The sequence below is a fragment of the Burkholderia pyrrocinia genome (assembly GCF_003330765.1).
Taxonomy (GTDB): Bacteria; Pseudomonadota; Gammaproteobacteria; order Burkholderiales; family Burkholderiaceae; genus Burkholderia; species Burkholderia pyrrocinia_B.
The window spans coordinates 1,924,853-1,941,035 of the sequence record NZ_CP024902.1 but is presented as its reverse complement, the minus strand read 5'-3'; the positions used below and the strand labels follow the sequence as shown (position 1 = coordinate 1,941,035).

The following is a 16,183-nucleotide window of genomic DNA, read 5'->3' as shown; positions in this document are numbered from 1 at the left end:
TCCGCCCCCGTTTCGATTCCTGCGTCGCCCTTCGTGCGCCCGTCGGCCTGCCCGGGGCTCGTGCGCGTGGTCGCGGCCGCCGACGGCGGGCTGTGCCGGGTCAAGCTGCCGGGCGGCCGGCTCGACGCGCGCCAGGCGCGCGCGATCGCCGCCGCCGCGCGGGCCTACGGTTCCGGTGCGATCGACGCGACCAATCGCGCGAATCTCCAGTTGCGCGGCATTCGCGACGGCGCGGCCGACGCGCTGACGCGCGCGTTGCTCGACGCGGGTCTCGGCCCACGCATCGACGCCACCGCCGACGCAGCCGCGCTCGCCGCGAGCGACGACGTCCGCAATGTGATGCTCAGCCCGCTCGTCGGCCACGACCCCGCCGCGCTCATCGACAGCCGCGCGATCGCGATGCCGCTGCTCGACATGCTGGCGTGCGAGCCGCGCCGCGGCGAGTTGTCGCCGAAATTCTCTATCCAGTTCGACGGCGGCGAATCGGTTGCGGCACTCGATCATCCGCACGACATCTGGCTGGCTGCCTGGCGTCGCGACGACGGCACGGTACGCATCGCGGCCGGGCTGGCCGGCTGCCCGCCGGTCGCGCACGGCGACCGGCCTGCGTCGGTCGATGTGGCGCCCGACCAGGGCGTCGCGCTCGTCCGCGCGCTGCTGCTCGCGTTCCTCGATCTTGCGCCTGCCGACGTCACGCGGATGCGGGTATTGCTTGCCACCTGCGGAGAATGCGCGTTGCTCGAACGCGCGCAACATTACCTGCCCTTCCCGCTCGCGGCCGATCCGGCGCTGGCCGGCTGGCGGCGCATGCGCGCCGACCCGGCGCTGCGTTTCGGCGCGCGCCCGTCGCTCGACACGGCGCGCTGCAGCGTCGGCGCGCAATTCGCGCTCGGGCGGCTCGACGCGACGCAACTGGAACGGCTCGCCGCGCTGGCCGACGCCGACGGCAACGGCACGCTGTCGATGACGCCATGGCAAGGCATGTTCATGCACGGCGTGTTGCACGAACGCGCGCCGGCCATGCTCGATGCGCTCGCGTCGTTCGGCCTCGTATGCGCGTCGTCCGACCCGCTTGCGATGCTCGTCGCGTGCAGCGGCAGCGCGGGCTGCGCGAAAGCGCGCGCCGACACGAAACACGACGCGCTCGTCCTCGCCGCGCGCATCGGCCATCCGGTCGACGTGCACCTGACCGGCTGCGAGCGCCACTGCGCGCTGCCGCATCCCGCGACGCACACGCTCGTCGCGGTTGCGCCCGCGCACTACGACCTTTACCGGCGCGACGCCGCCGCGGGCCTCGGCGCCCCGCTCGCGCGCCATCTGACGATTGACCAGGCCGCGGCCCGACTCACGGACGCGCGGCACAGCCAGGACACCACCGATGCTTGACTACATTCGCGACGGGCAGGAAATCTACCGCCAGTCGTTCGCGACGATCCGCGCCGAGGCCGACCTGTCGCAGGTTCCGTCCGATCTCGAGAAACTCGCGGTGCGCGTGATCCATGCATGCGGGATGGTCGACGTCGTCTACGATCTGCGCTTCTCGGCCGGCGCCGGCGCGGCGGGCCGCACGGCGCTCGCGGCCGGTGCGCCGATCCTGTGCGACGCGAAGATGGTCGCCGAAGGCATCACGCGCGCGCGGCTGCCTGCGGCCAACCGCGTGATCTGCACGCTCGGCGAGCCGGAGGTGCCCGATCTCGCGCGGCATCTCGGCAACACGCGCTCGGCCGCCGCGCTCGAACTGTGGCGCCCGCATCTCGCGGGCAGCGTCGTCGTGATCGGCAATGCGCCCACCGCGCTGTTCCATCTGCTCGACATGATCGACGCCGGCGCGCCGCGCCCCGCGCTGATCCTCGGGTTCCCGGTCGGCTTCATCGGCGCGGCCGAATCGAAGGCGATGCTCGATGCCGACAGCCGCGGCGTGCCGTACGTCGCGCTGCTCGGCCGGCGCGGCGGCAGCGCGATGGCGGCCGCCGCGGTCAACGCACTCGCGACGGAGGTCGAATGACGACCGCGCGCGGACGCCTGTTCGGGGTCGGCGTCGGCCCCGGCGACCCTGAGCTGATGACGATCAAGGCGCTGCGCGTGCTGCAGGCCGCGCCCGTGGTCGCGTATTTCGTCGCGAAGGGCAAGAAAGGCAATGCGTATGGCATCGTCGAAGCGCACCTGCTCGACGGGCAGACGCAACTGCCGCTCGTTTATCCGGTGACGACCGAGGCACTGCCGCCGCCGCTTTGCTACGAGACGGTGATCGCCGACTTCTACGATACGGCCGCCGACATCGTCGCGGCGCACCTCGATGCGGGGCGCGACGTCGCGGTGATCTGCGAAGGCGACCCGTTCTTCTACGGCTCGTACATGTACCTGCACGACCGCCTCGCGCCGCGCTACGACACCGAGGTCGTGCCGGGCGTGTGCGCGATGCTCGGCGGCACGGCCGTGCTCGGCCAGCCGCTGGTCTATCGCAACCAGAGCCTGTCGGTGCTGTCGGGCGTGCTGCCCGAGCACGAACTGCGCGCGCGGCTCGCGCAGGCCGACGCGGCCGTCGTGATGAAGCTCGGCCGCAACTTTGACAAGGTGCGGCGCGTGCTCGACGAACTGGGGCTCGCCAAGCGCGCGCTGTACGTCGAGCGCGCGACGATGGCGAGCCAGCGCATCGTGCCGCTCGACGAAGTCGACCCGATGGCGTCGCCGTATTTCTCGCTGCTCGTCGTGCCGGGGGAAAAATGGCAAGGATGACGACTCCGCCCGCGATCGTGATTCTCGGCGCGGGCGCGCTCGACACCGCGCGGCGCATCCAGGCGCGCTATCCGGGCGCCCGCGTGCACGGGCTCGCGTCGCGCGTCGATGCCGACGTGCCGTTCGACGAACTCGGCACGCACCTGCGCGAACTCTACGCGCGCGGCCTGCCGATCGTCGCGCTGTGCGCGGCCGGCATCGTGATCCGTTGCATCGCGCCCGCGCTGGCCGACAAGGGCGTCGAGCCGCCGGTGCTTGCGGTCGCGGAAGACGGCTCGGCCGTCGTGCCGCTGCTTGGCGGGCTGACGGGCGTCAATGCGATCGCGCGCGAGCTTGCCGAATGGCTCGGCGTTGCGCCGGCGATCACGACGAGCGGTGAACTGCGCTTCGGCGCATGCGTGCTCAATCCGCCCGAAGGTTATGCGCTCGCCGATCTCGCGCAGGGCAAGCGCTTCGTGTCCGACCTGCTCGCGGGCGCGTCGACCCGCGTCGACGGCGCGGCGCCATGGCTCGACGATGTCGCGCTGCCGCGCGACGATGCGGCCGCGCATGCGATCCGCGTAACCCCCGATGCGTGGCGCGGTACGCGCGACGAACTGGTGATCCATCCGCGCTGCGTGGTGGTCGGCGTCGACGCGCAGGTCGTGCACGCGCACGAAGCGCTTGCCGCGCGCATCGACGCAGCGCTCGACGCGCAAGGTCTCGCGCGGCTGGCGCTCGCGGCCATCGTCGCGCCGGCATCGGCGATCGGCGAAACCGCGCTGGAGGAAGCGGCGCAAACGCTCGACGTGCCGCTGCGCTTCGTCGATGTCGACAGCCACGCGCACACCGATGCGGCCACGCTGCTCGGCCGCGCGTTGCGCGTCGCGCACACGCTGCGCGCTGCGTCGAACGGCCTCGCGTGCGCGGTCGCGTCGCATCCGGTCGATCCTGCCACGCTCGGCCGTGCGCGCGGCCGCCTGACGGTGCTCGGCCTCGGCCCGGGCGCCGCCACGTGGCTCACGCCGGCCGCGCGCGCCGCGCTCGCGGAAGCCACCGACATCCTCGGCTACACGACCTACGTGAACATGGCCGGCCCGTTCCGCGACAACCAGCGCGTGCACGGCACCGACAATCGCGAGGAGATGCAGCGCGCGCGCCATGCGTTCGAACTCGCGGCCGAGGGCCGGCGAGTCGCGGTCGTCTCGTCGGGCGACCCGGGCGTGTTCGCGATGGCCGCGGCCGTGCTCGAAGCGCTCGACGAATCTCGCGACCCGCAATGGGCCTCGGTCGACCTGCGCGTGGAGCCCGGCGTATCGGCGTCGCTCGCGACGGCCGCGCAGGCTGGCGCGCCGCTCGGCCATGACTTCTGCGCGATCTCGCTGTCGGACAACCTGAAGCCGTGGGACGTGATCGAGACGCGCCTGCGGCATGCGGCGCAAGCCGATCTCGTGATGGCGTTCTACAACCCGATCTCGCGCGCGCGGCCGTGGCAACTCGACCGTGCGCTCGATGTCGTGCGCGCGCACCGCGCGGCCGATACGGTGGTCGTGCTCGGCCGCGACATCGGCCGGCCGGGCGCGACGCTCGCGACGACGACGCTCGGCGCGCTGCGCAGCGATCAGGTCGACATGCGCACGATGGTGATCGTCGGCTCGTCGACGACACGGCGCTTCGCGATCGGCAACGGGCGCGAGTGGGTCTACACGCCGCGCTGGTATCGCTGAATCCGGTTACCGCGTGAGCCTGACGCCGCGCGCGTCGGTAGGCTCCGTGCCGGCCGCGCTGCCGGTTCGCCAGAACCGGTACACGAGCACGCCGACGATTGCCTGCGCAACGACCACGAACGCGACGCAGCCGGCCCATCCCCACCGATGCCAGCCGGGCACCGGCAGGATCGAGCCGAGACTGCCGCCGAAGTAATAGCAGGACAGGTAGATGCCGATCGCCGTCGAGCGCGCCGTCGATGCCGCCTGCGAGATGAACGTGTTGGCCGACGCCTGTTCGACGAACACGGCAGTCGAGCTGAGCGCGAGGCCGGCCAGAATCGCCGGCACGCTGTTCGACAGCGTCAGCAGCGCCCCGCCGATCGCGAGCGCGGCCGCGGCGAGCCCCGGTGCGCGCGGGCCGCGATGCCGCGCGACGCGCCCCGCGAGCGGCGTGACGACGACCGCCACCAGAAACACCGCATAGATCGCGCCGATCTCGACCGTACCGAAGCCGAACGGCGCGCGCGCGAGCCGCAGGCCGACGAACGTGAACGTCGCGACCTGCGACGCGAGCACGCACGCGCCGATCGCGAACGACGCCAGCAGCGGGCCGCGCGTGACGATTCGCCATGACGGCCCCGCATCCGCATCGTGGCCGGTGCGCCGCACGATCGCGCGGGACGCCGGCAGGCTCGCGTAAATCGCTACACCCGTGACGAGACACAGCGCCGCGACGACGTCGAGCGCGTGCCGCCAGCCCCACATCGACGTCAGCAGGTTGGTCACGAAGCGGCCCGCGAAACCGCCGAGCGTCGTGCCGGCGACGAACAGCGCGCTGATCTCGGCCGACGTGCCGCGATCGAAGCGTTCGCCGATAGTTGCGATCGACAGCGCGAAGACGAACGGCATCAGCAGGCCGGCGGCAAAGCGCGCGCCGAGAAACGACGCGAAACTGGCCGCATGCGCGGACCACACGACCGGCAGCGCGACGGCCACCGCCGCACACGCGATCGCGGCGCGCCGCTCGATGCGCGCGGCCAGCACGCCGACGAACGGCGCGATAATGGCGACGGCCGTCGTGGTCGCGCTCACGCCCTGCCCCGCGCGCTCCGCGCTGACGCCGAAGGCCGCCGCGAGTTCGTGCAGGATGCCCTGCGTCGAATAGAGATTGAGAAACGCGGCGAAGCCGCAGAGAAAGAACGCGATGCGCGTGGTCCTGTCGTTCATCGGAGCTGCCTTGTTCAACGATGTCGACAGTCTGACGAGCGCGCCGCGCGCACGCCAATACCGTTTTCACCGAAATTGATACCGGAACGACAACAATGCTCGACTTGCGCCGCCTCCGCTATTTCGTGGTCGTCGCCGACGAACTGCACTTCGGCCGCGCGGCATTGCGCCTGCGCGTCGCGCAGCCGCCGCTGACGCGCCATATCGCCGCGCTGGAAAGCGAGCTCGGCGTGCGGCTGTTCGAGCGTTCGACGCGCGCCGTGCGGCTGACGCCGGAAGGCGCGCTGTTCCTCGCGCATGCGCGCAACGTCGTCAGCGCGGCCGCCGAGGCCGAGGCGAGCGCGCGCAAGATGGCGCAAGGCATCGCCGGACGCATCGTGATCGGCTATGCGAGCTCGATTCCGATGTCCGACACGTTCCCGGACGTCATCCGCGTCGCGAGCCGCACGATGCCCGACGTCGAACTCGCGTTCCGCGAAGCGGCGACCGCCAGTCAGCGTCAGCAGATCGCGGACGGCACGATGGACATCGGCTTCGGCTGGGCGTGGGACGGCGCACCCGGCGTACCGGTTGCGTCGCTCGTCGTGTCGCGTGAGCCGCTCGTCGCGGCCGTGCCGGCCGGGAATCCGCTCGCGGGCCGAGCGAGCGTCGACGTCGCGGCACTCGCGGACGAAACCTTCGTGACCTTTCCGCCCGGTTACGGTTCGGCGTTGACCGCGGCGCTGGACGACCTGTGCGCGCAAGCCGGATTCGCGCCGCGGGTCGGACCGACCGCGTCGCAGATCACGACGCTCGTGTCGCTGGTGGCCGCCGAACGCGGCATCGCGATCGTGCCGGGTTTCACGGCGACGCTGCAGCGTCCGGGCGTCGTCTACGTGCCGCTCGCCGGCACGCGTGCGGTCGAGCAGATCGTGTCGTGGAACGAGCCGTTTGCGTCGGCGTGCGTCGAACGTTTTGTCGCGCTCGCGCGCTCGCTGGTGCAGCCTGCATCGGCGTAATTGACGTCAGCGACGCACATCGGGCTTCGCACGGTCGATCGGGAAAATCGCCCGCGCGACGCGTTGCGGAACGGTGTCGAATCGGCAAGATCGTTACGTATCGAGAATCAAATAACGAAAAGAACACCTAAGCATTCACTATTCGATGCGAATCCTCCAAGATGGGCACGCCGCCGGCCGGACATGCCCGGTCGTCCGCCCGGTGGCGATACGCGGGCCAGCGTATCCCTCTTCCACTTGGAGAACGCAATGAACAACAACGTGTTGCCGCGATTCATTCCGCGTGCGCTTGCCGCGGGTTGTCTGCTCGCGATGGCGAGTGTGTCCCAGGGCGCCGGCGTCTATGCGCCCTATGTCGACGTGACGCTCTATCCGACGCCGCTCGTCGACCAGATCGGCGTCCGTCAAGGCATCCAGCAGTTCACGCTCGCGTTCGTGGTCGCGGGCAGCGGCTGCGCGCCGTCGTGGGGCGGCGTGCAGCCGATCGGCAACGGCGCGAGCGGCGGCCTGCTCACCACGCTGTCGACGTCGATCGCGAGCTACCGCGCGAAAGGCGGCGAAGTCGCCGTATCGTTCGGCGGCGCGAACGGCACGCCGCTGATGCAGGCATGCTCGACGGTTCCGGCGCTGAAGGCGGCCTACCAGACCGTGATCGACACGTACGGCGTCACGCATGTCGACTTCGACATCGAGGGCGCGTCGCAGCAGGACACGGCCGCGGTCGCGCGCAACTTCCAGGCCATCGCGCAACTGCAGTCCGACTATGCAGCGAAGGGCAAGCCGCTGCACGTCACGCTGACGCTGCCGACGATGCCGACCGGGCTCACGCAGGACGGCGCGAACGTCGTCAACGCGGCGATCGCGAACCACGCGGCGTTCGATGCGGTGAACCTGATGACGATGGACTACGGCCCGGCGAACATCGATATGGGCGCGGCCGCGATCAGCGCCGCGCAGGCGCTGTATGCGCAGCTCGACACGGCCTTCAAGTCGGCGGGCCAGCCGAAGACCAATTCCCAGCTCTGGCAGATGGTGGGCGTCACGCCGATGATCGGCGTGAACGACGTGCAGGGCGAGACCTTCACGCTCGCGAACGCGCAAAGCGTGCTGAACGCGGCGGTCAACAACGGCTATGGGTTCTTCGGCAACTGGTCGGTCGGCCGCGACCAGCCGTGCCCGAACAACGGCGCGTATGCGTCGCCGACCTGCTCGGGCATCGTGCAGCAGCCGTATGCGTTCGCGTCGATCTTCAAGACCCTCGACGGCAAGTGGGGCACCGGCGTCACGCAGGATCCGAACTACGGCGGCGGCTCGAACGGCGGCACGCCGCAGCCGGGCGCGCCCTGGGCGGCCGGCCAGGTCTATACGGCCGGCGCGACGGTGACGTATCAGGGCACGACCTATCAGGCGCAATGGTGGACGCAGGGCGACGTGCCCGGCCAGGCCGCCGTGTGGAAGCCGGTCGGCGGCGGCTCGCCCGTGTGGTCGGCCACGACCGCGTACCAGGGCGGCACGTGCGTGATGTACCAGGGTGCGAAGTATTGCGCGAAATGGTGGACGCAGGGCGACAACCCCAGCGCCGGTGGTGTGTGGGTGAAGTCGTGATGCAGAGGTACGCCCGCGCGTGACGGGCGGCGGGCCGTTCCCGGCGCGGCATGACAGGATGCCGGCGAACGGCCCGCCAAGGCGGCTGAACCCTGCCCGGCCACGCATGTCGTGCGGACGTGAGCCGTGAGCCGTGAGCCGTGAGCCGTGAGCCGTGAGCCGTCAGCCGTGAGCCGTCAGCCGTCAGCCGCGCGCGTGCTCGGCCAGCAGCCGCGCCTTCGCGTCGACCAGCAGCGCCGCATGCGTGTCGCGATGCTGGCGAATCCGCTCGGTCGGCCCGACGACCGACAGCCCGTACCAGTCGCCGTCGAGCGTCAGAGCGACCGCGAGCGCCGACAGCTCGGGCGCGCTCTCGCCGAAGTTCTCGGCCCAGCCCAGTTCGCGAAACCGCGCGGTTTGCACGACGAGCGCCGGCAGGTCCACCACCGTCGCGTCGGTGAAGCGTTCGAACGGCAACTGTGCGCCGAGCGCCTGCTGCGCATCGCCGGCGAGTTCCGCGAAGATCGCCTTGCCGATCGAGTTCGCGTGCAGCGGGCGCAGTTCGCCCGGCTGGCGCGTATAGCGGATCGCCTGTTCGGACTCGACGACGTCGAGGTACGTGACCGACAGGCCCTGGATCTTGCCGAGCACGGCCGTCTCGCGGCTCGCGTCGCGCAGCGCGACGAGATGCGGATGGACGATGTCGACGACGGGATCGGTCGCGTCGATCGCGGCGGCGATCGCCTGCAGGCGCCGCGTCGGGTAGTAGCCGCCGCGCTTGCGTACTTCGTACAGGTAACCGCGGCTCACGAGCGTGCGTGCCATCGCGAGGCAGCTCGACGCCGGCACATTGAGCAGGCGCGCGAGTTCGGTGAGCGGCAGCGGCCGCCGTTCGGCGGCGAACAGCTCGAACAGGTCGAGCGTGCGGGCAACGAGTTTGACGTCCATGGCGAGCGTTTGAATCGAAACGGGAAACCGCGCGCCGGGCAGGCCGCCGCGCGTCAGTACGACTTCGGCAGCCCGAGCACCTTCTCCGCGATGTAGCACAGGATCAGTTGCGGACTCACGGGCGCGAGCCTCGGAATCATACACTCGCGCAGGTAGCGCTCGACATGGTATTCCTTCGCGTACCCCATCCCGCCGTGCGTCGCGATCGCCGTCTGGCATGCCTGGAACGCGGCTTCCGCGCCGAGGTATTTCGCGGCGTTCGCCTCCGCGCCGCACGACTGCCCCGCGTCGTAGCGGGTCGCGGCCTTCATCACCATCAGCCACGCGGCCTCGAGCTGCATCCAGGCCTGCGCGAGCGGATGCTGGATCGACTGGTTCTGCCCGATCGGCCGACCGAATACGACACGCTCGTTCGCATACTGCGTCGCGCGGCGCAGCGCGACCTGCCCAAGCCCGATCGCCTCGGCGGCGATCAGGATCCGCTCGGGGTTCAGCCCGTGCAGCAGGTACCGGAAGCCGTCGCCCTCGTTGCCGATCAGGTCGTCGCACGGCACGCGCAGGTTGTCGATGAACAGCATGTTCGAATCGACGGCCTTGCGGCCCATCTTCTCGATCTCACGCACCTCGACGCACGAGCGGTCGAGGTCGGTATAGAACAGGCTCAGCCCATCGGTCGGCTTCGCGACCTGGTCGAGCGGCGTCGTGCGCGCGATGATCAGCATCTTGTTCGCGACCTGCGCAGTCGAGATCCAGATCTTGCGCCCGCTCACCACGTAGTGGTCGCCGTCGCGGCGCGCCTGCGTGGTCAGGTGCGTGGTGTCGAGGCCCGCGTCGGGCTCGGTTACCGCAAAGCACGCCTTGTCGCGCCCGGCGATCAGCGGCGGCAGGAAGCGCGCCTTCTGCGCGTCGTTGCCGAACACCTGCACCGGGTTCAGCCCGAAGATGTTCATGTGGACGGCCGACGCGCCGGACAGGCCGGCGCCCGACGCGCTGATCGTGCGCATCATCAGTGCGGCCTCGGTCATCCCGAGCCCGCCGCCGCCGTGGGCCGGGTCCATTGCGATGCCGAGCCAGCCGGCCTCGGCGAGTGCCGCGTGGAAATCGGCCGGAAACCCGCCCGCGCGATCGCGTTCGAGCCAGTAGTCGTCGCCGAAGCGCTCGCAGATTTTCTCGATCGCGCTTTCGATCGCGCGCTGGTCGTCGGTCAGGTCGAACTGCATGGACTGCTCTCCAGGGAAACGTGAACGGCCGCGCCGTTCTCAAGAAAACGCCGGGCCGCCCCAAGGTTTCGGCCCCGAAGGAAGTCCCCTCGGGGGGAGGCCTGGCGCGAAGCGACAGGTCTGGGGGCGCTCATAATGGAAACACGCCCGTCGCGACCGCGGCGAACACCATCAGCAAGGTGGCGGCGAACAGGAACGGAATCGTGAATTTCTGGTGCTCGGCGAGCTCGACGCCGGTCAGGCCGACGATCAGGAACGTCGCGGGCGTGAGCGGGCTCACCGGGAAGCCCGTCGTCATCTGGCCGAGCAGCGCGGCCTGGGCCATCTGGATCGGCGGCACGCCGAGCAGCTTCCCGCTCTCCGCGAGCACCGGCAGCACGCCGAAGTAGAACGAATCGGGATCGAACAGCAGGCTGAGCGGCATCGACAGCAGGCCGAGCACGAACGGCATGTGGCGCGCATGCTCGACTGGCACGTGCGCGACGACGACGTCGGCCATCGCCTTCAGCATCCCCGTGCCGGACATGATGCCCGTGAACGCGCCGGCCGCGAGCAGCACGCTCGCCATCATCAGCGCGGCCTTCGCATGCGCGTCGATCCGCTCGCGCTGGGCCTGCACGTCCGGGTAGTTGATCACGAGCGCGGCCACCGTGCCGAGCATGAACATCACCATCGGGTCGACGATGCCGGACACCAGCGTGACGAGCACGACGAGCGTCAGTGCAAGGTTGATCCGGAAACGGTCCGGCCGGCGCAACGCGCGTTCGGCGTCGGTCAGCTCGCGCGGCGCGATCGCGAGCGAGGCCGCGCCGGTGCGATCGAGCCCGAGCCGTTTCGCCTCGCGCGCGCCCAGCACCCAGGCGGTGCCGAACACGAACACGAGCCCGACGATCTGCACCGGAATCATCGGCATGAAGATCGCCGAACCGGGAATGTGCAGCGCCGCCGACGCGCGCAGCATCGGCCCGACCCACGGCAGGAAGTTGACGCCGGCCGCCATCGACGCCACGCACGCGAGGATGCGACGATCCATCCCGAGCCGCGTATAGAGCGGCATCATCGCGGGCAGCGTGACGAGAAACGTGACGGCGCCCGAGCCGTCGAGATGGATCAGCAGCGCGAGCAGCGCCGAGCCCATCACGATGCGCGGCGGATGGCAGCCGATCACGCGCAGCACGCCCGCGATGATCGGGTCGAGCATGCCCGCATCGGTGAGGATTCCGAAAAATAGAATCGCAAAAACGAACATCCCGGCGATCGGGCCGATGTTCTGTACGCCGTGCACGATGAACTTGCCGGTCGCGAGCCCGAAACCGGCCGCGAGCGACGCGGCCACCGGCACGACGATCAGCGCGACGAGCGGCGACAGCCGCTTCGTGATGATCAGGCCGAACAGCGCGACGATGGCGATCGCGCCGATCCATGCGAGCATGATGCGTCTCCTCTTCAGCCGGTGTGCGCCTGTGCGCGGGCCGGCGTAGTGTCCGAATGGGGTCGTACGGCCTGCGCGGCTGTGCGCCGCGACACGGCCGGCGGCCGCGATGCCGGTCAGTCCCGGCGGTGGTCGGGGGGGGGTCGTCGGCAAAAACCTGCGCCGCGTGTTCGTTCAGCGCAGGCGGTGGCAGCCGGTACGTGGCCGGCGTGCGGCCGAGCTTGATCGGCGACGCGATGCCGCGATGCCGGCCGAGCGCGACCTTCATCTCGCGATGGGCGACATGCGGATGATCGAGCGCCGCATCGAGCCCGAGCACGGGCGCGCACGGCACGCCGCGGCGCATCAGCCGCTCGGCGAGCGCCGCGCCGTCGTGTCCGGCCAGTGCCGTTTCGAGCAGCGCGCGCAGTGCGGTGCGATTCGCGCTGCGCACGCGGTTGTCCGAGAAACGCGGATCGTCGAGCCAGTCGCGCGTGCCGAGCACGTCGCACAGCGCCGCGAATTGCCCGTTGTTGCCGACCGCCAGGAAGATGTCGACGCTCGCCGTCGGAAAGCTGTCGTACGGCGTGATGTTCGGATGCGCGTTGCCGGTGCGCACGGGCGCGTTGCCCGAATGGAAGAAGTTCGGCGTATGCGGATGCAGGATCGACAGCGCGCAGTCGAACAGCGTCGATTCGACGAACTGGCCGCGACCGCTCGCGTCGCGCTCGCGCAGCGCCATCAGCACGCCGAGCGCCGCGTTCAGCCCCGTGACGAGATCGACGATCGGCACGCCGACGCGCAGCGGCGCACCGCCCGCTTCGCCGTTCACGCTCATCAGCCCGGCGAGCGCCTGCACGGCCGCGTCGTAGCCGGGCAGCCCGCCGAGCGGGCCGTCCGCGCCGAAGCCCGACACGCGGCAATGGACGAGGCGCGGAAACCGCGCATGCAGCGCGTCGAAGCCGAGCCCCCAGCGCTCCATCGTGCCGATCTTGAAGTTCTCGACGACGGCGTCGGCGTGTTCGAGCAGGCCGAGCAGCCGCTCGCGGTCGTCGGGTTTCGTCAGGTCGAGCGCGATGCCGAGCTTGTTGCGGTTCACGCCGAGGAAGTACGACGCGGTGTCGCCGTCGAACGGCGGGCCCCACGTGCGCGTCTCGTCGCCGGACGGCGGTTCGACCTTGATCACCTCCGCGCCGTGGTCGGCGAGGATCTGCGTCGCATACGGGCCGCCCAGCACCCGCGACAGATCGATGATGCGCAATCCTGCCAGCGCGCCCTGCTGCTCGTGTTCTGCCATGCGTCCCGCTCCTGGTTCCGGTTGATCGGACTGCCGGTTCCGGCGGCCACGCGCCAGCGGCGCGACCTTCCGGATTCGACGAATAATTCTTGTGCGTGAATTTATATTCACACTGGGGAATTATGATGTCAAGCCCGGGCGCACCCGGCCGTCGCGCGGATAATGCCGCCGGGCGCAAGTGGGGACGACACCGAACCCGGGCCGGTTGCGGTACCGTCCCGCCCTTCGCTAAGCTGGCGGACAATGTTCATCTCGAAAAAACAAGGCGAAATATTCATGAAACGGATGCTGCTGGCGGCCTTCATGCTGGCGTCGACGCTGGGCGTCGGACACGCGCAAACCCAGACGTTCCATTTCGGCGAAGGACAGACCGGAATGCCCGGCGCGGCGCCCCGGGCCGCCGCGCCGACTGCACGGCCAGCGCCCGCGCGCCGGCACGTGACGGCGCCGTCGCCCTATCACCGGCGCGCCGTTCACAAACGCCGCCATTCGCGTCATGTGAAGCCGACGCGCAACGGGATCTATACGCACGCGTGACACGGCGTTCGTCGCGCGACGCGGTGCACGGAACTGTCACGAACGGCCGGTAAGATCGCTGCGGCTGCCTGCATGCCGTCGCGGCCTGCTGCCGGATCGCGAGCCGACGACGCGCATTTTCTCCACGATTCAGCACCTGTTTTGCCGAAATGAGTACCGGGCCGGACACCCTCGCCGTCATCAAGGAACGCGCCACGATCGTTTGCCGCCAGCGCAGCAGCGTGCTGCTGGTCGCCCGCAGCGCGTCGCGCTGGGCGCTGCCGGGCGGCACGATCCGGCGCGGAGAGACGCCGCTCGAAGCCGCGCAGCGGGAGCTCGCGGAGGAAACGCGGCTGGAGGGGCTCGCGCTCGACTATGCGGTGCAGTTCGGCGGGCTGACGAAGCTGCATCACGTGTTCGTGGTCGACGTGCCGGCGCACCTTTCGCCGCGCGCGAGCAACGAGATCGCCCGTTGCAAGTGGTTCACTGCCGACCGGCTCGAAACGCTCCGTGCAAGCGTGCCGACGCGCAAGATCATCGAACTGCTGCGTCTCGACTGTTTTTCGGCGATCGTGAACGGCCCGCTGCGGTGATGCCGCCCGCTCACCCTTGCGGAATCGTGCCCGGCCGCACGTACGCGAGCATGTGCGGCACGTAGTCTGCCTTGCCGAGCTCGACGCCGTGATGGCGCAGGATCGCGTACGCGGCGATCGCGTGGAAGTAGAACTGCGGCAGCGCCCAGTCGCGTGCGTACTGTTCGCCCGTCATGTCGAACGCGATTCCGTTCGGCAGTTCGAGCGCGATCGGCAGCGCGGCACCGCCATTGAGCGCATCCGGCGCGAGTTCGCCGAGAAAGGCGAGCGTGCCCGCGATGATCGCCTGCGCGTCGCCCAGCGAGCCGGGCTGCGCATCCGCGTTCCATCCGGCCTCGCGCAATGCCAGCAGCGCAGCCGGCAACGGCTCGCCGCGCAGCCGGTAGACCGGCTCCATCGCCTGGAAACACGAGAAGCGCACCTGCGCGGCGAGCGGATACATGTCGGCCGCCAGCTTCAACGTCATCACCGCATCGGGCTCGTCGCCCGCGGCCTGCCGGTGCGCGACAGCCTTGTCGAGCCACGCGGACTGCGCGCGCAGCATCTGGGTCAACGTCGGAACGAGAAGTTGGGTCGGTGACACGCGTGCACTCCCGGGTAGTGGTTCGCGCCACGATATCAGCGTCGGCGAAAAACTGCATCCCGGCTTGGTCGACGCACACGATCCGATACGGCCCCGGCGGCGTGTCGCGCGGCGCGTGCGCGCGTTCCCGCATGCGGGACGATCGATGGCGCATGGCCGCCGGAACGCCGCGTCACGGCTTGCCGTGTCGTGCCAGGAACCGGTCGAGCTGCGATGCAAACGCCTTGCCGTCGCGCGCGCTGAACGGCGCCGGCCCGCCCGTGTCGACGCCCGAGCTGCGCAACTGATCCATCATCGCGCGCGTCGACAGGCGTTCCTCGATGTTCTCGCGGCTGAACCAGTTGCCGCGCGGGTCGAGTGCATGCGCGCCCTTGTCCAGGACGGCGGCGGCCAGCGGGATGTCGGCGGTGATCACGAGGTCGCCGGTCTCGACCAGCTCGACGATGCGCGCATCGGCCACGTCGAAGCCTGCCGGCACCTGCAGCGCCTTGATGAACGGCGACGGTGGCGTGCGCAGAAACTGGTTCGCGACCAGCGTCACGCAGATTTCGGCACGACGCGCGGCGCGAAACAGCATGTCCTTGATGACGGCGGGACACGCGTCGGCATCGACCAGTACTTGCATGGCGGGTTTTCCAGTGGGCAGAAGCAGAAGCGGCGATCATATCGCACCGCCGGCCCGTGTCGCGCGCCGGCAATCCGGCCATCAGCCCGCGACGTCCGTGCAAAGCGCGTCGGCGGTCACCCACTGCGCGCCCCACGCATCGGCGAGCCGTGCGCCCTGCCCGATCCGCACGGCCGCATCGTCGAAGTCGACGAACACGACGTGATCGGCCGCCGCGGGTTTCGCCGGCGTCTCGCGCGTGCGCCCGTCGGACAGCACCCACAGCCAGCGCTGCTTGTCGGGCTCGCGCCGCGCATCGCGCGCGAGCAAGTGCGCGGCGGCCGCGATGCCGTCCGCGAGCGGCGTGCCGCCGCCGCCGTCGACCGGTTCGAGCCAGCGCGCATTCCACCAGCGCGGCACGGCCGGGCCGAAGCGCCGCGCGGCGCCGTTGCCGCCGAAGCAGATCAGCGCGGTTTCGACGCGATCGCGCGCGGCGCGATCGAAATACGCGACGATCAGCCCCTTCGCCAGCGCGAGCCGATCATGCGACAGCATCGACGCCGAGCAGTCGAGCACGAAGCAATGCAGCGCGTGCGGCGCGCCAGACTGTTTACGGAAGCGCAGATGGCCGTGATGCAGCGGGCCGCCGCGCTTCGCGGCGAGCGTCGCCGGCCATGCGACGGCCGTGCCGGCGCGCGCCGTGCCCGGCACGCGCGCGGCTGCGCCTGACTGCCATCGAGGACCGCGAACGGTGTTCGCGGCGGCGCCGGCTCGATGG

General features: G+C 70.2%; 15 protein-coding genes and 1 pseudogene. 8 read left to right on the top strand and 8 right to left on the bottom strand.

Translation table 11 applies throughout. From position 1 onward, the window contains the following. Positions 1 to 33 precede the first annotated feature (33 nt). From cobG to cobJ, 4 genes are read left to right on the top strand one after another with little or no spacing between them, the layout of a single operon-like run. Positions 34 to 1,386 carry a precorrin-3B synthase gene (gene cobG, locus CUJ89_RS09315; protein WP_321970387.1) on the top strand — a complete coding sequence of 451 codons (1,353 nt, stop codon included), beginning with the start codon at positions 34 to 36 and terminating at the stop codon, positions 1,384 to 1,386. Continuing rightward, the gene (locus tag CUJ89_RS09310) at positions 1,379 to 2,005 is read left to right on the top strand and encodes a precorrin-8X methylmutase (RefSeq protein ID WP_114177073.1); all 627 of its coding nucleotides are present in this window, start codon (positions 1,379 to 1,381) and stop codon (positions 2,003 to 2,005) included. Before cobG ends, CUJ89_RS09310 begins: the two co-directional genes overlap by 8 nt. Continuing rightward, positions 2,002 to 2,736: a precorrin-2 C(20)-methyltransferase gene (locus CUJ89_RS09305; protein ID WP_114177072.1), complete on the top strand. Its 735-nt coding sequence runs from the start codon at positions 2,002 to 2,004 to the stop codon at positions 2,734 to 2,736. Before CUJ89_RS09310 ends, CUJ89_RS09305 begins: the two co-directional genes overlap by 4 nt. Next, entirely contained in the window at positions 2,733 to 4,442 is a 1,710-nt protein-coding gene (cobJ, locus tag CUJ89_RS09300; protein WP_114177071.1) for a precorrin-3B C(17)-methyltransferase, read from the top strand. Before CUJ89_RS09305 ends, cobJ begins: the two co-directional genes overlap by 4 nt. A 6-nt stretch (positions 4,443 to 4,448) precedes the next feature. Here the strand turns inward: cobJ and CUJ89_RS09295 are convergent, their stop codons facing one another. After that, positions 4,449 to 5,651 (bottom strand): MFS transporter, encoded by a 1,203-nt coding sequence (locus tag CUJ89_RS09295; RefSeq protein ID WP_114177070.1) that lies wholly within the window; start codon positions 5,649 to 5,651, stop codon positions 4,449 to 4,451. A 95-nt stretch (positions 5,652 to 5,746) separates the two neighbouring features. Here CUJ89_RS09295 and CUJ89_RS09290 point away from each other — a divergent pair, with 95 nt between their 5' ends. Both CUJ89_RS09290 and CUJ89_RS09285 read left to right on the top strand, forming a co-directional pair. Beyond that, a complete protein-coding gene (locus CUJ89_RS09290; protein ID WP_114177069.1) occupies positions 5,747 to 6,649 on the top strand; it encodes a LysR substrate-binding domain-containing protein in 903 nt (300 codons plus the stop codon). 249 nt (positions 6,650 to 6,898) lie between these two features. Beyond that, positions 6,899 to 8,254 (top strand): chitinase, encoded by a 1,356-nt coding sequence (locus CUJ89_RS09285; protein WP_201752224.1) that lies wholly within the window; start codon positions 6,899 to 6,901, stop codon positions 8,252 to 8,254. A 183-nt stretch (positions 8,255 to 8,437) separates the two neighbouring features. Here the strand turns inward: CUJ89_RS09285 and CUJ89_RS09280 are convergent, their stop codons facing one another. The 4 genes and pseudogenes from CUJ89_RS09280 to CUJ89_RS09265 form a co-directional block, all read right to left on the bottom strand. Beyond that, positions 8,438 to 9,181: an IclR family transcriptional regulator gene (locus tag CUJ89_RS09280; protein ID WP_114177067.1), complete on the bottom strand. Its 744-nt coding sequence runs from the start codon at positions 9,179 to 9,181 to the stop codon at positions 8,438 to 8,440. A 53-nt stretch (positions 9,182 to 9,234) separates the two neighbouring features. Beyond that, positions 9,235 to 10,401 (bottom strand): acyl-CoA dehydrogenase family protein, encoded by a 1,167-nt coding sequence (locus tag CUJ89_RS09275; RefSeq protein WP_114177066.1) that lies wholly within the window; start codon positions 10,399 to 10,401, stop codon positions 9,235 to 9,237. 130 nt (positions 10,402 to 10,531) lie between these two features. Continuing rightward, positions 10,532 to 11,833: a CitMHS family transporter gene (locus CUJ89_RS09270; RefSeq protein WP_114177065.1), complete on the bottom strand. Its 1,302-nt coding sequence runs from the start codon at positions 11,831 to 11,833 to the stop codon at positions 10,532 to 10,534. Positions 11,834 to 11,963: 130 nt separating this feature from the next. Next, positions 11,964 to 13,109 (bottom strand): annotated as a pseudogene (locus tag CUJ89_RS09265) (CaiB/BaiF CoA transferase family protein); the annotation flags it as partial. A 276-nt stretch (positions 13,110 to 13,385) separates the two neighbouring features. Between CUJ89_RS09265 and CUJ89_RS09260 the strand changes: the two are divergent. Both CUJ89_RS09260 and CUJ89_RS09255 read left to right on the top strand, forming a co-directional pair. Next, a complete protein-coding gene (locus tag CUJ89_RS09260; protein ID WP_114178559.1) occupies positions 13,386 to 13,646 on the top strand; it encodes a hypothetical protein in 261 nt (86 codons plus the stop codon). Positions 13,647 to 13,795: 149 nt separating this feature from the next. After that, positions 13,796 to 14,218, top strand: coding sequence for an NUDIX hydrolase (locus CUJ89_RS09255; RefSeq protein WP_114177064.1), 423 nt, complete (start codon positions 13,796 to 13,798; stop codon positions 14,216 to 14,218). 10 nt (positions 14,219 to 14,228) lie between these two features. On the opposite strand, the gene CUJ89_RS09250 is transcribed toward CUJ89_RS09255, so the two are convergent. The 3 genes from CUJ89_RS09250 to CUJ89_RS09240 form a co-directional block, all read right to left on the bottom strand. Next, a complete protein-coding gene (locus CUJ89_RS09250; protein ID WP_114177063.1) occupies positions 14,229 to 14,801 on the bottom strand; it encodes a DUF1993 family protein in 573 nt (190 codons plus the stop codon). 172 nt (positions 14,802 to 14,973) lie between these two features. Further along, complete coding sequence (locus CUJ89_RS09245) at positions 14,974 to 15,426, bottom strand: YaiI/YqxD family protein (RefSeq protein WP_114177062.1); 453 nt, start codon at positions 15,424 to 15,426, stop codon at positions 14,974 to 14,976. 81 nt (positions 15,427 to 15,507) lie between these two features. Next, complete coding sequence (locus CUJ89_RS09240) at positions 15,508 to 16,116, bottom strand: vWA domain-containing protein (RefSeq protein ID WP_114177061.1); 609 nt, start codon at positions 16,114 to 16,116, stop codon at positions 15,508 to 15,510. Between the last annotated feature and the right edge of the window lie 67 nt (positions 16,117 to 16,183).

Excerpts from the sequence above, each read along its gene's own strand:
- CUJ89_RS09285 (WP_201752224.1), top strand. The coding sequence starts at position 6,899 with ATGAACAACAACGTGTTGCCGCGATTCATTCCGCGTGCGCTTGCCGCG.
- CUJ89_RS09290 (WP_114177069.1), top strand. The coding sequence starts at position 5,747 with ATGCTCGACTTGCGCCGCCTCCGCTATTTCGTGGTCGTCGCCGACGAA.
- CUJ89_RS09245 (WP_114177062.1), bottom strand. The coding sequence starts at position 15,426 with ATGCAAGTACTGGTCGATGCCGACGCGTGTCCCGCCGTCATCAAGGAC.
- CUJ89_RS09270 (WP_114177065.1), bottom strand. The coding sequence starts at position 11,833 with ATGCTCGCATGGATCGGCGCGATCGCCATCGTCGCGCTGTTCGGCCTG.
- CUJ89_RS09280 (WP_114177067.1), bottom strand. The coding sequence starts at position 9,181 with ATGGACGTCAAACTCGTTGCCCGCACGCTCGACCTGTTCGAGCTGTTC.
- cobJ (WP_114177071.1), top strand. The coding sequence starts at position 2,733 with ATGACGACTCCGCCCGCGATCGTGATTCTCGGCGCGGGCGCGCTCGAC.
- CUJ89_RS09260 (WP_114178559.1), top strand. The coding sequence starts at position 13,386 with ATGAAACGGATGCTGCTGGCGGCCTTCATGCTGGCGTCGACGCTGGGC.
- CUJ89_RS09275 (WP_114177066.1), bottom strand. The coding sequence starts at position 10,401 with ATGCAGTTCGACCTGACCGACGACCAGCGCGCGATCGAAAGCGCGATC.
- CUJ89_RS09305 (WP_114177072.1), top strand. The coding sequence starts at position 2,002 with ATGACGACCGCGCGCGGACGCCTGTTCGGGGTCGGCGTCGGCCCCGGC.
- CUJ89_RS09310 (WP_114177073.1), top strand. The coding sequence starts at position 1,379 with ATGCTTGACTACATTCGCGACGGGCAGGAAATCTACCGCCAGTCGTTC.
- CUJ89_RS09255 (WP_114177064.1), top strand. The coding sequence starts at position 13,796 with ATGAGTACCGGGCCGGACACCCTCGCCGTCATCAAGGAACGCGCCACG.
- CUJ89_RS09295 (WP_114177070.1), bottom strand. The coding sequence starts at position 5,651 with ATGAACGACAGGACCACGCGCATCGCGTTCTTTCTCTGCGGCTTCGCC.